Source organism: Ferrigenium sp. UT5 (assembly GCF_045866295.1).
GTDB lineage: Bacteria > Pseudomonadota > Gammaproteobacteria > Burkholderiales > Gallionellaceae > Sideroxyarcus.
Map to the genome: position 1 here is coordinate 29,396 of NZ_BAAFRY010000010.1, position 14,716 is coordinate 44,111.

The window sequence follows — 14,716 nt, forward strand, 5'->3', positions numbered from 1 at the left end:
CCCTAACCGTTACCCTATTCGGGGTCAATAGGGATGAGGGTAGAGCGCCGGTAGTGCGGTTCGGCCGCTGCCGTGCTTTCCCCGCCCAGTGCTTCGACGAAGGCGGGCAGCATCTTCTTCAGCTCGCCGGTCATCAAGGCGAAGTCGGCATCGAAGGCGTCGTCCTGTGCATCGCTGTCGGATTGCTCCTTGAGCAGGTCGAGTGCCTGCAGGCGTTTGATCTGTCCGTTCTCGTGCAGCACGAAGGAGATGCGGTCGTACCAGGTCATCGCCAGTTTGGTCACTTCCTTGCCGCCGCTGATGTGTCTGGCAATCTCTTCTGCCTCCAGCGTGTGGCGCACATAACGCACGGTGGCGTTCTCTTCGCCTGCGGCGCGCAGTTCGCAATCGCGGTCGACGGTGAACACCGAGGGCAAATCCTCTCCGGCCAGCCAGGCGGTCATCGCGCGGCTGGGCGAGACCTCGGTCTTGAGCGGCGTGAAGGCGATGCCGTCCACCGACTTGACGAGCAGTTCGACCAGTTCATCCGCCTTGGCGAGATTGGCCGCATCCAGCACCAGCAGGCCGGCGGCCGTATCTATCCAGGCGCAGGTGCGGCGGCGCACGGCGAAGGCGCGCGGCAGCAGTTCGTCGGTGACCGCTTCCTTGAGTTGCTTCATCTGTTTGCGGCCGGGCTTGTAGCCCTGCTGTTCTTCCATCTCCAGCGCGCGTGCCTTGCAGATGGTGTTGATGACCGAAGCGGGCAACAGCTTCTTCTCCGCGCCGAGGCAGATCAACAGCTGCTTGCCCAGTGTGTGCACGAAAGCTGCTTCGCCTTCCTTGGGCGGTATCCAGCCCGTGCGTTGCATCTCCAAACCGGAGCAGGGCTGCAGTGCGTGCGCGGAGAACTTTTCCTTAAGCTGTTCGGGCGTGACATCCCACTGATTGAGACGATAGAGGATCAGATTCTTGAACCACATGATTGCGTTTTGCCTTGCAGAAAAAAGGGCGCGATTCTAGCGCAGATGCGTGCGGGTGCCACTGTGGCGACACCCGCAACACGCGTGACTTACGATTGCAGGCCGACTACGACCGCCTTGCCCTTCAGCGCCAGCGCCTTGCCCATGCGTGCGCGTTTGCCGAAGTGGCTCTGCAAGTCCTTGTCGTTGAGCGACATGCTCTGTTCCTTGCTGCCGTTGGAAGTGATCACGGTGACCTTGGGCTGGCTGGTCACGGTCACGGCCGCCAATTCGTCGCCGTCCGCCATGCCAATCACCACCACGCCCTTGCCGCCGCCCGCGAGCTGCTTCATCTCGGCCAGCAGGAAAGCGAGCAGACGGCCTGATTTGCAAGCGGCCACCACCAGCGCGTTGTCGCTGGGCGTGAACAATGCGGGTGCGAGGATCGCTTCGCCTTCCACGCTGATGAACTGTTTGCCCGCCTTGTTGCGGCCCACCATGTTGCCAAGGGTGCAGGTAAAACCGTAACCGGCAGCAGTCGCCAGCATCACGTGTTGCTCCGCGTTGCCGCAGATCACGTGCACGATCTTCGCGCCGGTGGCCACCTCGATCAGCGTGGCCAATGGCACGCCGTCGCCGCGCCCGCCGGGCAGCAGATGCACGGGGATGCTACACACGCGGCCGTTGCTGCAGATCACGATGCAATGGTCGGTGGTGCGGCATTCGAATGCGCCCAACAGGCCGTCGCCATCCTTGAACGAGATGCCGGTCAGATCGAGACCGTGGCCCTGACGCGTGCGACCCCAGTGTTTTTTCGAGATCAGTACCGTCACCGGTTCGTCCACCACCTGCGCGGTCAGCACCACGCGTTCGGCCTGTTCGATCAAGGTGCGACGCTCGTCGCCGTAGGTCTTGATGTCTGCGTCAATCTCTTTGGCCACGCGGCGACGCATCATGCTGTCGGAACCGAGTAGCTTGCCCAGCTCATCGCCTTCTTCCTTGAGCTGTTTCAGCTCGCGTTCGATCTTGATGCCTTCCATCTTCGCCAATTGACGCAGACGGATCTCGAGGATGTCCTCGGCCTGACGGTCGGACAGGTCGAAGCGTGCGATCAGCGCCGGTTTTGGCTCGTCCGATTCGCGGATCAGCGCGATCACTTCGTCCAGATTCAGGTACACGATCATGCGCCCGTCGAGGATGTGGATACGGTCGTTGACCTGTGCCAGACGGTGTTCGCAACGGCGGCGCACGGTGGTGATGCGGAAGGTCGCCCACTCGCGCAACACCTCGGTCATCGGCTTCTGGCGCGGACGGCCATCCAGACTGATCATCACCATGTTCAGTTGCAGCGAACTTTCCAGACTGGTGTGCGCCAGCAGGATGGTCATCAGCTCGTCCACCGACTGACGGCTGGACTTGGGTTCGAACACCAGCCGCACGGCCTGGTCCTTGTCTGATTCGTCGGTCACCCTGTCCAGCACCGACAGCAGCAGTTGCTTGTTCTGCACCTGTTCCTGCGTGAGCGCCTTCTTGTTGGCGCGCACCTTGGGATTGGTCAGCTCCTCGATCTCTTCCATGATCTTCTTGGCCGAGGTGCCGTGCGGCAGTTCGTACACCGCCACGCGCCACTGGCCGCGCGCCAGTTCTTCTACCTTCCAGCGCGCGCGCATCTTGAGCGAGCCGCGACCCGTGCGGTAACACTCGGCAATCTCGCGCGGCGAGGAGATGATCTGACCGCCGCTGGGCAGGTCGGGACCGGTGATCGGGGTCAGCAATTCCTCATCGGAACATTTCGGATCGCGCACGCAGATGGCGGCGGCAGCACCGATCTCGCGCAGGTTGTGCGAGGGGATCTCGGTCGCCATGCCGACCGCGATGCCGGAGGCGCCGTTGAGCAGCACCATGGGCAGACGCGCCGGCAACATGGCCGGCTCGTCGAAGTGGCCGTCGTAGTTCGGCTGCCTGTCCACCGTGCCCATGTCCAGCTCGGCCAGCAGCAGCTCGGCGATCGGCGTCAGGCGCGCTTCGGTGTAGCGCATCGCGGCGGCGTTGTCGCCGTCGCGCGAACCGAAGTTGCCCTGACCGTCCACCAGCGGATAACGCATGGAGAAGTTCTGCGCCAGGCGCACCATCGCTTCATAGGCGGACGAGTCGCCGTGCGGGTGGAACTTGCCCAGCACCTCGCCCACCACGCGCGCGGACTTTACATGCTTGCTGTTGTGCACCAGCCCCATCTCGCGCATCGCATACAGGATGCGGCGCTGCACCGGCTTCTGGCCGTCGCACACGTCGGGCAGGGCACGGCCCTTGACCACCGACACCGCGTATTCCAGATAGGCGCGCTCGGCGTATTGCGCCAGCGGCACCGAGTCGCCATCCGGCGGCGGGGGCAGCGGCGCGAACTGGCGTGCGTTGTTGCCGCCGTCGCCTGCGGCAGTGGTTTCTGCAGCCACGTCTTCGGGCGGTGTGTTTTCTTCTTCTTCGAATAGTTGTGGCAGATCAGACATCGCCTGTTACCTCGTTACCGTGATATTCCAGCCAGGCGCGTCGCGCGCCGGACTCCTGTTTACCCATCAGCATGTTCATGACGCGATGCGTGTCGTCTTTGGACGATGCATCCAGCGCCACGCACAGCGCGCGTCGTGTGTCCGGATTCATCGTGGTGTCCCACAACTGTTCCGGATTCATCTCGCCCAGACCTTTGAAGCGCGAGATCGACCATGCGCCTTCGCGCACCTTGTCCTTGCGCAAACGGTCTTCGATGGAAGTCAGTTCATCCTCGTTCAATGCGTAGATCTTGCGCATCGGCTTCTTGCCCTGCGCGGGTACGTCGACGCGGAACAGCGGCGGCTGCGCGAGGAAGATGTGGCCGTCGGCGACCAGGCGCGGGAAGTGGCGGAAGAACAGCGTCAGCAGCAGTGTGGCGATGTGTGAACCATCCACGTCCGCGTCGGCCATGATGTAGATGCCTTTGTAACGCAGGCCGGACAGATCGACGTTGTCGGTCAGATCGTGCGGATCGACGCCGATGGCCACCGCGATGTCGTGCACCTCGGCATTGGCGAACAGGCGATTCCTGTCCACTTCAAAAGTGTTGAGCACCTTGCCGCGCAGCGGCAGGATGGCCTGGAACTCCTTGCTGCGCCCCTGCTTGGCCGAGCCACCGGCGGAATCGCCCTCGACCAGGAACAGTTCGTTGCGCTCGGGATTGAAATCCGCCGCGTCGGTCAGCTTGCCCGGCAGCACGGCAACCGAGGAACCTTTCTTCTTCTCCACCTTTTGCGCCGACTTCATGCGGCTCTGCGCCTGCTTGATCACCACCTCGGCGATGCGCTTGCCGTAATCGACATGCTCGTTCAGCCACAGCAGCAGCGGGTCGTTGATCATCGACGAGACCAGTTTGAGCGCGGTGCGCGACACCAGCCTGTCCTTGGTCTGCCCCTGGAAAGAAGGGTCGAGCACTTTGGTCGACAGCACGAAGCTGGCGCGGTTGGCGACGTCGTCCGAAGTCAGCTTCACGCCCTTGGGCAGCATGCCGTGCAGTTCGATGAAACCCTTCACCGCGTTGAACATCGCGTCGCGCAGGCCGGAATCGTGCGTGCCGCCGTTCCAGGTGGGGATCAGGTTCACATAGGACTCGCGCGTGATCGCGCCTTCCTCGGTCCAGGCCAGCGCCCAGGCCGCGCCTTCGCCCTCGGCATAGTTGTCATCGTGCTTGCCGACGTAGCGTTCGCCGGAGAAGATCGGCGCGATCAATGTGCCGCCGTCTTCCTGCGCATCCAGCGCCTGGGTCAGGTAACCGCGCAGACCGTCCGGGTAGTTCCATTCCTTGCGCTCGCCGGTCTTCTCGATCAGCAGCGTGACGGTCACGCCCGGCAGCAACACCGCCTTGGAGCGCAGCGCGCGTTCCAGTTGCACGAGGTTGACGTTGGGCGCGTCGAAGTATTTCGTGTCCGGCCAGGCGCGCACGGTGGTACCGGTCTTGCGCTTGGGACATTCGGCGATGCGCTGCAGTGGCTGTCTGGCGGCGCCGTGCTCGAAACGCAGGAAGTGTTCGCCGCCGTCGCGGAACACGGTGACCTCGAGCGCGGTGGACAACGCATTGGTGACCGCCACGCCCACGCCATGCAAACCGCCGGAGAACTGGTAGGCGCCACCCGCTTCCTTGTCGAACTTGCCGCCCGAGTGCAGCACGGTGTAGGCGACCTCGACCACGGACTTCTGCTCTTCCGGGTGGATGCCCACCGGGATGCCGCGCCCGTCGTCCTGTACCGACACCGAACCGTCGATGTGCGCGGTGACGAAGATGTTCTTGGCATAGCCCGCCAAAGCCTCGTCGCAGGCGTTGTCCACCACCTCGGCGATGATGTGGTTGGGATTGTCCAGCGTGGTGTACATGCCGGGGCGCTGGCGCACGGGGTCCAGGCCGCGCAGCACCTTGAATGACGACTCATCGTAATTGACGCTCAACGGAGACTCCTGAATAGAACAACTTGCTGATTATTAACCTTTGGCTGCGGACGGAGTCGTGTCGGGCAACACGTTCTCCTCGCCATCCAGACGCGCGATGATAACCGCCCCGCAGGAATCGCTGAAGACATTCACCGCAGTGCGGCACATATCCAGCACGCGATCCACCGCCAGGATGAGACCGATGGCCTCCAGCGGCAGGCCGATGGCAGCGAGGATGATGGCGATGGCGACCAGGCTGGCGGAGGGGATGGCCGCCACGCCGATGGAGGTGACCAGCGCCAGCAGCACGATGGTGAACTGCTGCACGAAGCCCAGCTCTATGCCGTAAGCCTGCGCGATGAACATCGCCGCCACGCATTCATACAGCGCCGTGCCGTCCATGTTCACCGTCGCGCCCAGTGGCAGCACGAAGCTGCTGGTGCGGTTGGATACGCCCGCGTTCTTTTCCACGCATTCCATGGTCAGCGGCAGCGTGGCGGCGGAGGAGCTGGTGGAGAAAGCGGTGAGCAGGGCGGGGGCCATGGCGCGGTAATGGCGCAATGGGTTCACGCCGCCCACGAAATACAGCATGGCGGGCAACACCAGCAGGGAATGCACGGCCAGCCCGGCCAGCACGCTGAAGAAGAACCAGGCCAGCGGCACGATGGCGGCGAAGCCGGTGCTCGCCACCACTTTCGCTACCAAGCCGAACACGCCGATGGGCGCGAACTTCATCACCCAGTCGGTGATCTTCATCATCACCTGGAACAGCCCGTTCCAGAACTTGTACTGACTCTCGGCGTAGGACTCCTCGATCCTGGTCATGAAGAAGCCGAACAGCAGGCTGAAGAAGATCAGCCCCAGCATCTGCCCGTCCGCCGCCGCCGACACGAGGTTGGTCGGCACCATGCGCAGAAAGATGCCGACCAGATCGCCCGCACCTTTGCCTTCCATGCTGGCGACCGTTTCCTCGCTCACCTGCGCCATGCCGAGTCGTTCCTTCGCCGGTTGGCCGTCGATGATGCCGGGTGCGGTCATGTTGACGATGGCGAGGCCGATCAGGATGGCGAACAGGATGGTGGTCGCGTAATAGGTCAGCGTTTTTGCGCCCAGCCGCCCGAACGCGCCGCCCCCGCCGATGCCCGCGATGCCGACGATGATGGAAGAAACCACCAGCGGCACGATCAGCATCTTCAAGGCATTGAGGAACAGCGTGCCGATGAAATCGAACACCGCGTACCAGCGCACGCCGAACAGCGTCGCGTCGGTACCCGCCAGCGAGCCGGCGAGTGCGGCCAGCAGCAGGGCGATGAGGATCTGCCAGTGCAGTTTGAGTGGGGTCATGGTTGCAAGTGATTCAGAATGCGCCGGTGGTTAGACCGGCGCTGACCGATGAGCGGTCGCATCACAGATTCCCTGCGTCCTGATCATGCCCGTGTTTGCGGTACAACAAGGACATGATGCTGATCAGCAGCATGCCGAAGATGAATATGATGAGGTAGATCGACCAGTCCAGTTTGTCCATCAGCGCGTACAAGGCAAGCATCAAAAAGATGCTGATGTTCTCGTTGAAGTTCTGCACGGCAATGGAGCGTCCTGCACCCATCAGCAGGTGGCCGCGATGCTGCAACAGGGCGTTCATCGGCACCACAAAGAAGCCGGCCATGATGCCGATGCCGATGAGCAGCAGAATCGCGACCAACGGGCTTTTGACCAGGATCATCGCCAGCACCAGTATGCCCATGCCGATGCCGACCGGGATTACTTTCACGGCATGGTTCAGCTGCACGAAACGCGCGGCCAGAATCGAGCCGATGGCGATGCCGACCGCGACCCATGCCGTGAGTTTGGCGGCTTCGCCGATGTTGTAATGCAGGGCGACACCTGCCCAGGCCAGCACCAGCAGGCGCAAGGTCGCACCGGCCCCCCAGAATAGCGTGGTTACCGCCAGCGAAACCTGTCCCAGCGGATCTTTCCATAACAGCGTGAAGCAGTGCCAGAAATCCTTGAGCAGGAACAGCGGGCTGCGCGACAGGGGTTTGTGCTCAATCGGCACCAGCGGGATATAGAGGTTAAATAGCGCCGCCAGCAGGTAGATCAGGAAAATGATGAAGATGGCCAGTTCCGGCGGGGTTACCTGCGCGGGAACGTGCAGTGCGTGCATGAGGACATGGGCGGTACTCGGGGTGACCAGCATGCCGCCGATTACGGCGCCCAGAATAATCGCGGCGACCGTCAGCCCTTCCATCCAGCTATTTGCCCACACCAGCCTGTCGTGCGGCAGATACTCGGTGAGGATGCCGTATTTTGCGGGCGAATAGGCCGCCGCGCCGAACCCCGCCAGGCCGTAGGCGAGGAGGGGATTTATCCCGACCAGCATAGCCAGACAACCGGCCATCTTGATCGCGTTGCTGATCAGCATCACGCGCCCCTTGGGCAGTGAATCGGCGAATGCGCCAACGAAAGGCGCGAGCAGGATGAACGACACGATGAACGCCTGCTGCAGCACCGGCGTGTGCCAGCTTGGGGCATGAACTTGTTTGAGGAGCGCAATCGCGGCAAACAGCAGCGCATTGTCGGCGAGCGCGGAAAAGAACTGTGCCGTGAGGATGATGTAGAAACCGCGCTTCATTTTCTTTCGGCGGAGGCTAATGCGCTCGACGCGTTAAGGACAGTTTCATCGTCCGGCCGTAGCCAAAAGAACTGTGCCGTGAGAATGATGTAGAAACCGCGCTTCATTTTCTTTCGGCGGAGGCTAATGCGCTCGACGCGTTAAGGACAGTTTCATCGTCCGGCCGTAGCCAAAAGAACTGTGCCGTGAGGATGATGTGGAAGCCGCGTTTCACGTTTGGGTAGGGTTGAAATGACGGCGTTTTATATCATGAAACATTGAGTGCGTTGGTTAAATTCTCGATTCTGCACACACTTTTCAAGACGCGCCGGGGGTGGCGTCTGTCTATCCTGTGGATCGGACTTCAGTCCGACAAAAATCACCCATCCCTTGCCCGGTCGAAATACGGTCTGCAGGCCGATTTTCGGTGCGATGCAAGAGTCATTCCTCCCCCAAATGTTACGCAACGCACTGTCATGGCTGCTATCATTCGCGGCACGTTAATACACCCTTTCAAGTCGCCATGTCCCGCCCCATCCATGCCCGCATCGACCTGGCCGCGCTTCAGCACAATCTGCATATGGCGCGCCGTGCCACTTCGGCGCGCGTGATGGCGGTCGTCAAGGCGAACGGTTATGGTCACGGCCTGTTGCAGGCGGCGGATGCGCTGCGCGATGCCGACGGGTTTGCCTTGCTCGATGTGCGCGATGCGTTGCAATTGCGCGAAGCGGGTTTTCGCCAGCCCATTTTGCTGCTGGAAGGCTTTTTTTCGCGTGACGAATTGCCGCTTCTGGCCGAATACGAATTGACCAGTGTCATCCACAACCAGAGTCAACTGGATTGGCTGGAAGCCTATCCACGTCGCAACGGCCTGTCGGTCTGGCTCAAACTCAACAGCGGCATGAATCGGCTGGGCTTTGCCTCGGCAGAATTCCCCGCTGTTCTGGAAAAAGTGAAAGCCCATCGGGCAGTGCGCGATGTGACCTTGATGACCCACTTTGCGCAGGCGGACGAAGCGGCGGGTGTCGAACCTCAGCACGAGGTGTTCAGGCAAGTGGCGGGCGCGCAGCGCTTGCCTTGTTCGCTGGCCAACTCCGCTGCACTGCTGCGCTATCCCGCCACGCACGGCGACTGGGTGCGCCCCGGCATCATGCTTTACGGCAGTTCGCCCTTTGCCGATGTTGCCGCCGAAACGCTCGGCTTGCGCCCCGTCATGACCTTGAGCAGCGCGATCATCTCGATCCGGCAGCTGAAGGCAGGGGATGCGGTCGGTTACGGCGCGACCTTCCGCGCCGACCGTCCCATGCGCATCGGCACTGTGGCCTGCGGCTATGCTGACGGCTATCCGCGCCATGCACCCACCGGCACGCCTATCCTGGTGGAGGGACAGCGCACACGCCTTCTGGGGCGCGTCTCGATGGATATGCTGGCGGTGGACTTGAGCGATGTTCCCGCCGCAAAGATCGGCAGCCGTGTGGTGCTGTGGGGCGAAGGAATGGCGGTGGATGAGGTCGCACGTGCGGCCGGTACCCTCAGCTACGAATTGCTGTGCGCGCTGGCGCCGCGGGTGCCGCTGTCTTTCTGAAGCGAGGCGAGGAGTTCGCGCGCGATCCCGCGCATCGCCTCCGCCGAGGTATCCTGCAGCGAGATCAGTTGCGCCCGTTGCAGTCCGCTGAAGTGCTGGCCCAGCGAGCGGAGGTATGTCGGGTCGTAATGCAATGCCAGCAGTTCCGCCACCAGCGCCGCAAAGTCTCCGCCGTTTATCAGGTGTTCCCAGTGCGCCATCTTCTTTGCCCCGTGAAATGGCCGCAACGGTTGCAGGCGTTCGATCAGGGTGTCGGGTGCCTCGGTGAAATGACGGTAGTCTTCCAGCAACAGCGCGATGCGCGCCTCGCGTGCGGTGTCCAGCAATAGGCATTCTCCGCCATGCGTCGCATTCACCAGCGCAAGCGGCAGGGCGATGCGCCCGATCTTGTTGCTTTCGGCTTCGACGAATACCGGCTGCGCCGGATCGAATCCCTGCAGCGTCTGCACCAGCGTGGTGTCGAACCAGCGGGGCGAAGGCTGGTCCTGCAGCGGTATCCCACCCAGCACCGAACCGCGATGGCGCGCCAGCCCTTCCAGATCGAGCACCTGCGCGCCTTCGGCTGCCAGCGCCTCGAGCAGACGCGTCTTGCCGGAGCCGGTCGCCCCGCAGATGACGCGGTAATTGAAACGGTCGGGCAAGTTCTCCAGTTTGTCCAGCACATCGCGCCGCCAGGTTTTGTAGCCGCCTTCCAGCTTGTGCGCCGCCCAGCCGATCTGCGCGAGGATGATACTCATCGCGCCGCTGCGCTGGCCGCCGCGCCAGCAATAGACCAGCGGCTTCCAGGATTTTGGCTGGGCGTGGAAACGCGTTTCAATGTGGTGGGCGATGTTCTTCGCCACCAGCGCCGCCCCGACCTTGCGCGCCTCGAACGGCGAAACCTGTGTGTATAAGGTTCCCACGGTGACGCGCTCTGCATTCGACAGCACCGGACAATTGATCGCGCCGGGAATATGGTCGTCGGCAAATTCGGCGGGCGTGCGCACGTCGATGATTTCATCAAACTGGGCGAGCTGTGATAGGTTCGCGGTTCTGAAAAGCATATTTGAAATGGAGTGGAGATGTCTGAAGTGAAATTGACACGATTGTCGCACGGCGGCGGTTGCGGCTGCAAAATCGCGCCGGCGTTGTTGCAGGAGATTCTGGGCGAAGCCAAGCAGAAGCTGTCCTTTCCCGATTTGCTGGTGGGAACGGAAACCAGCGACGATGCGGCGGTGTATCGCCTCAACGACCACCAGGCGGTCATTGCCACCACCGATTTTTTCATGCCCATTGTTGACGACCCGTTCGACTTCGGGCGCATCGCCGCCACCAACGCCCTCTCCGACGTCTATGCCATGGGCGGCACGCCCATCATGGCGCTGGCCATCGTTGGCATGCCCATCGACAAGCTGCAGCCGGACACCATCCGCCGCATCCTGCAAGGCGGCGAAGCGGTGTGCCGCGATGCCGGAATCCCCATTGCGGGCGGGCATTCGATCGATGCGCCGGAACCGATCTACGGTCTGGCCGCGCTCGGCATCGTGCATCCAGACCATGTGAAGAAGAACAATGCGGCGCGCGACGGTGACGTGCTGATCCTCGGCAAGGGCCTAGGCATCGGCGTGCTGGCGGCGGCGATGAAAAAAGAGCTGCTGTCCGAGGCTGGCTATGCCCAGATGATTGCCACCACGACACAACTGAACCGCGTGGGCAGCCAACTGGCCGCGATGCCGGCGGTGCATGCGCTGACCGATGTGACCGGTTTCGGCCTGCTCGGCCACTTGCTGGAGATTTGCCGCGGTTCTGCATTGGGCGCAGAAGTGTACTTCAACCAGGTGCCCCTGTTGTCCGAAGCGTTGCCGCTGGTGCGGCAGGGCATCGTGGCCGGCGCGATTGCGCGCAATCTGGCGAGCTACGGCCACGAGGTGGATTTTGCGCCGGGGCTGGCCGAATGGCAGCGCCAACTGCTGGCCGACCCGCAAACCAGCGGCGGCCTGCTCGCCGCCGTGGCACCGGAAGCGGCCGCAGAGGTGCTGGCGTGTTTTCATGCGGCAGGCTGCGCGCAGGCGGCGGTGATCGGCAAATTGCACGCCGGCGCGGCACGCGTGGCGGTCGGTTGACTGGTACCCCGGACGGGAATCGAACCTGTAACTAGCCCTTAGGAGGGGCTTGTTATATCCATTTAACTACCGGGGCAAGGGCGCGCATTCTAACGTAAAATCGCGCGCCCGCAGTCACTGGCAAGGAGCAGAAATTGAAATGGTTGATCTTGTTTGGTCTGATCGCGGCAGCGGTCTTGCTGGCGAGCCAGATGGCGCGTGCAGGCGAGTTGCCGCAAGTGGGCGAGGCTGCGCCGGATTTCAATCTGCCGGACCAGGAAGGCAAGTCGCGTCAGTTGCGCGATTTCGCCGGAAAATGGCTGGTGCTTTATTTCTATCCCAAAGACGACACGCCGGGCTGTACGCAAGAGGCGTGCGCTTTCCGCGATGATTTGAGCAGGCTTGAAAAACTGGGCGCACGGGTGGTCGGGGTGAGTGTGGATGACGGGGCGAGCCATGCCGGGTTCTCTGCAAAATATCACCTGCCGTTTCCGCTGCTGGCGGACGTGTCCGGCGCCGTGGCAGAGCGTTACGGGGCGTTGACGGATTTGCGGGTGTTCAGGTTTGCCAAACGCTACACCTTTTTGATTGACCCGCAGGGCAGGATCGCCAAGGTGTATCGGAAAGTGGAGACGTCCAAACATTCGGCCGAAATCATCAGTGATTTGCAGCAATCAATCTTGAAAGGTCAGGAATGAAATATCCGGGAATGAATGTTTTTGCGGCGTGGTTCTTCATGCCGCAAACGATCGCGATGGGCTGGGTGGCGGCCGCCGGGCGCATGCTGCTTGAAACCTTGGTGGTGGTCACGACGGAAGGCGATATTCCCGGCCGTCTGGTTGGCGCTTTGCTGTTGTTCCTGGCGGTTTATCTGGTATGGCATTTTCGCGGCGATTTGCCGCCGCAGGGGAAGGCGACCGGCAACGGTTACCGGTTCGGGCATCGGCTGGTGCTGGTCGGCAACGTGATGGCGGCCGCACTGTTCGTGTTCTACTTCTTCGCGCCCAGTGTCGAAAATTACAATGCGCACCTGCTTCTGGAAAAGTTCACCACCGCGTTCGGTTACCTGTGCATGGGATTCTTTGCGGGCGGTTTCTCGTTCATCTATCAATCTTCATTGCCGCAGGAAAAGAACCTTTAAATGCCGTATATCACCCTGGACAAGGCGAGTCTCGCCTTTGGTCACGTCGCGCTGCTCGATCACGTGGATTTTCAACTCGACGAGGGCGAGCGCGTCGGCCTGATCGGGCGCAACGGCGGCGGCAAGTCAAGTTTGCTGAAAGTACTCGCGGGGCAGGCCAGTCTCGATGATGGGCTGCTGTGGCGCGCACCCACGGCACGCATCGGCTACGTCAGTCAGGAACCGGTGCTGGATGCGGGGGCCACCGTGTTCGACGAAGTGGCGCGGGGTCTGGGCGAGTTGCAGAAAATTATCAGCGCCTACCACCATTTATCGCACCAGCTGGGCGAGCCGGGTGCCGATTACGACACGTTGCTGGAGGAGATGCAACCCTTGCAGACCGCGCTGGAAGCCCAGAACGGATGGGCGGTTCAGGCGCGTATCGAGACGGCCATCCAGCGCCTGGAACTGGACCCGGAGGCCCTGATCGGCACCCTGTCCGGCGGGGTGCGCAAGCGCGTGGCACTGGCGCAGGCGCTGGTGGCGGAGCCGGAGGTGCTGATCCTGGACGAGCCGACCAACCATCTGGATTTCGCCTCCATCGAGTGGCTGGAAGGCCTGCTCAGGGATTTTCGCGGCAGCGTATTGCTGGTCACCCACGACCGGCGTTTCCTCGACAACGTCGCCACGCGCATCGTCGAACTGGATCGCGGCAAGCTGGCGAGCTTCCCCGGAAATTTTGCGGCGTACCAGAAAATCAAGGAGCGCATGCTGGCGGACGAGGCGGTGGTCAACGCCAAGTTTGACAAGGTGCTGGCGCAGGAAGAGGCTTGGATCCGCCATGGCGTAAAGGCTAGGCGCACGCGCAATGAAGGCCGCGTGCTGCGACTGGAGCAGTTACGGCGCGAGCGCGCGGCGCGGCGGGAGAAGCTCGGCAAGGTGGAAATGAATCTGGATACGGGCGACCGCTCCGGCAAGCTGGTGGCGGAACTGACGCACGTGAGCAAATCGTTTGGCGACCGAAAAATCATTGCCGATTTTTCCTGCCGTATCCAGCGCGGCGACAAGATCGGATTGCTCGGGCCCAACGGCACTGGCAAGAGCACGCTGCTCAAGATCATCCTCGGGGAGTTGGCCCCGGACTCGGGAACCGTGAAGCTGGGCACCAAATTGAGCGTGGCTTACTTCGACCAGTTGCGCGCGCAGCTCGACGACAACGCCACGCTGGCGGACACCATCAGCCAGGGCTCGGATTTCATCGAGATCGACGGCGCGAAAAAGCATGTCATCAGTTACCTCGGAGATTTTCTGTTTGCGCCGGAGCGGGCGCGTTCGCCGGTGAAGAGTTGTTCCGGCGGCGAACGCAACCGCCTGCTGCTGGCTCGTCTGTTCACCCGTCCTTCCAACGTGCTGGTGCTGGACGAACCGACCAACGATCTGGATATCGAGACGCTGGAATTGCTGGAGGAAATGCTGGCGCGGTACGACGGCACCCTGTTTCTGGTCAGCCACGACCGCGCTTTTCTCGACAATGTGGTGACCCAGGTGATCGCCTTCGAGGGCGATGGCAAGCTGATGGAATATGTCGGCGGTTACGAGGACTGGGTGCGCGTGAAGCAGTTCGAAGCGAAGAATCGGGTTGCAGCCCCGGCGCCGATCAAGGCCGCAGCCAAGCCGGCGGAGATAAAACCCAAGGCCGCCAGCAAGCTCAGTTTCAAGGAGCAAAAGGAGCTGGATGAGATTCCGCGCAACATCGAGGCGCTGGAGCGCGAGCAGGAAGCGATCGCGGCGGCACTTGGCGCGGCGGCGCTGTTCCGCGACAATCCGGTCCATGCGAGAGCGTTGCAACAGCGAGCGAGCGAGATTGAAGACCTGCTGTTGCAATTGATGGCGCGCTGGGATGCGCTGGAGAATCGTTGAATCTGCCAA

11 protein-coding genes and 1 tRNA gene are annotated in these 14,716 nt (G+C 62.0%); 5 read left to right on the top strand and 7 right to left on the bottom strand.

Annotation, left to right across the window (positions count from 1 at the left end):
• Positions 1-14: 14 nt before the first annotated feature.
• The 5 genes from ACKTSJ_RS05325 to lplT all read right to left on the bottom strand — a co-directional run bounded on the left by ACKTSJ_RS05325 (position 15) and on the right by lplT (position 8,022).
• On the bottom strand, positions 15-959 hold the full coding sequence (locus ACKTSJ_RS05325) for a recombination-associated protein RdgC (RefSeq protein WP_407898112.1): 945 nt from the start codon (positions 957-959) through the stop codon (positions 15-17).
• Positions 960-1,048: 89 nt separating this feature from the next.
• Positions 1,049-3,445 (bottom strand): DNA topoisomerase IV subunit A, encoded by a 2,397-nt coding sequence (parC, locus tag ACKTSJ_RS05330; protein ID WP_407898114.1) that lies wholly within the window; start codon positions 3,443-3,445, stop codon positions 1,049-1,051.
• Positions 3,438-5,408, bottom strand: coding sequence for a DNA topoisomerase IV subunit B (locus tag ACKTSJ_RS05335; RefSeq protein WP_407898116.1), 1,971 nt, complete (start codon positions 5,406-5,408; stop codon positions 3,438-3,440). The genes parC and ACKTSJ_RS05335 overlap by 8 nt, the downstream gene beginning before the upstream one ends.
• Positions 5,409-5,441: 33 nt before the next feature.
• Positions 5,442-6,734 carry a dicarboxylate/amino acid:cation symporter gene (locus ACKTSJ_RS05340; protein WP_407898118.1) on the bottom strand — a complete coding sequence of 431 codons (1,293 nt, stop codon included), beginning with the start codon at positions 6,732-6,734 and terminating at the stop codon, positions 5,442-5,444.
• A 61-nt stretch (positions 6,735-6,795) separates the two neighbouring features.
• The gene (lplT, locus tag ACKTSJ_RS05345; protein ID WP_407898120.1) at positions 6,796-8,022 is read right to left on the bottom strand and encodes a lysophospholipid transporter LplT; all 1,227 of its coding nucleotides are present in this window, start codon (positions 8,020-8,022) and stop codon (positions 6,796-6,798) included.
• A gap of 502 nt (positions 8,023-8,524) precedes the next feature.
• Between lplT and alr the strand changes: the two genes are divergently transcribed.
• Entirely contained in the window at positions 8,525-9,586 is a 1,062-nt protein-coding gene (gene alr, locus ACKTSJ_RS05350) for an alanine racemase (RefSeq protein WP_407898122.1), read from the top strand.
• Here the strand turns inward: alr and mnmH are convergent.
• On the bottom strand, positions 9,538-10,629 hold the full coding sequence (gene mnmH / locus ACKTSJ_RS05355; protein WP_407898124.1) for a tRNA 2-selenouridine(34) synthase MnmH: 1,092 nt from the start codon (positions 10,627-10,629) through the stop codon (positions 9,538-9,540). The genes alr and mnmH overlap by 49 nt on opposite strands.
• Before the next feature lie 18 nt (positions 10,630-10,647).
• Here mnmH and selD point away from each other — a divergent pair, with 18 nt between their 5' ends.
• A complete protein-coding gene (gene selD, locus ACKTSJ_RS05360; RefSeq protein WP_407898126.1) occupies positions 10,648-11,688 on the top strand; it encodes a selenide, water dikinase SelD in 1,041 nt (346 codons plus the stop codon).
• A 1-nt stretch (position 11,689) separates the two neighbouring features.
• On the opposite strand, the gene ACKTSJ_RS05365 is transcribed toward selD, so the two are convergent.
• Positions 11,690-11,764 (bottom strand) — tRNA-Arg (locus ACKTSJ_RS05365).
• A 58-nt stretch (positions 11,765-11,822) separates the two neighbouring features.
• Between ACKTSJ_RS05365 and ACKTSJ_RS05370 the strand changes: the two genes are divergently transcribed.
• Genes ACKTSJ_RS05370 through ACKTSJ_RS05380 form a run of 3 tightly spaced genes read left to right on the top strand, consistent with a single transcriptional unit; the run spans position 11,823 to position 14,707 of the window.
• The gene (locus ACKTSJ_RS05370; protein ID WP_407898128.1) at positions 11,823-12,365 is read left to right on the top strand and encodes a peroxiredoxin; all 543 of its coding nucleotides are present in this window, start codon (positions 11,823-11,825) and stop codon (positions 12,363-12,365) included.
• A gap of 11 nt (positions 12,366-12,376) precedes the next feature.
• Positions 12,377-12,808, top strand: a complete 432-nt coding sequence (locus tag ACKTSJ_RS05375) for a hypothetical protein (RefSeq protein ID WP_407898130.1) — start codon at positions 12,377-12,379, stop codon at positions 12,806-12,808.
• Positions 12,809-14,707 (top strand): ATP-binding cassette domain-containing protein, encoded by a 1,899-nt coding sequence (locus ACKTSJ_RS05380; RefSeq protein ID WP_407898132.1) that lies wholly within the window; start codon positions 12,809-12,811, stop codon positions 14,705-14,707.
• The last annotated feature ends 9 nt before the right edge of the window (positions 14,708-14,716 follow it).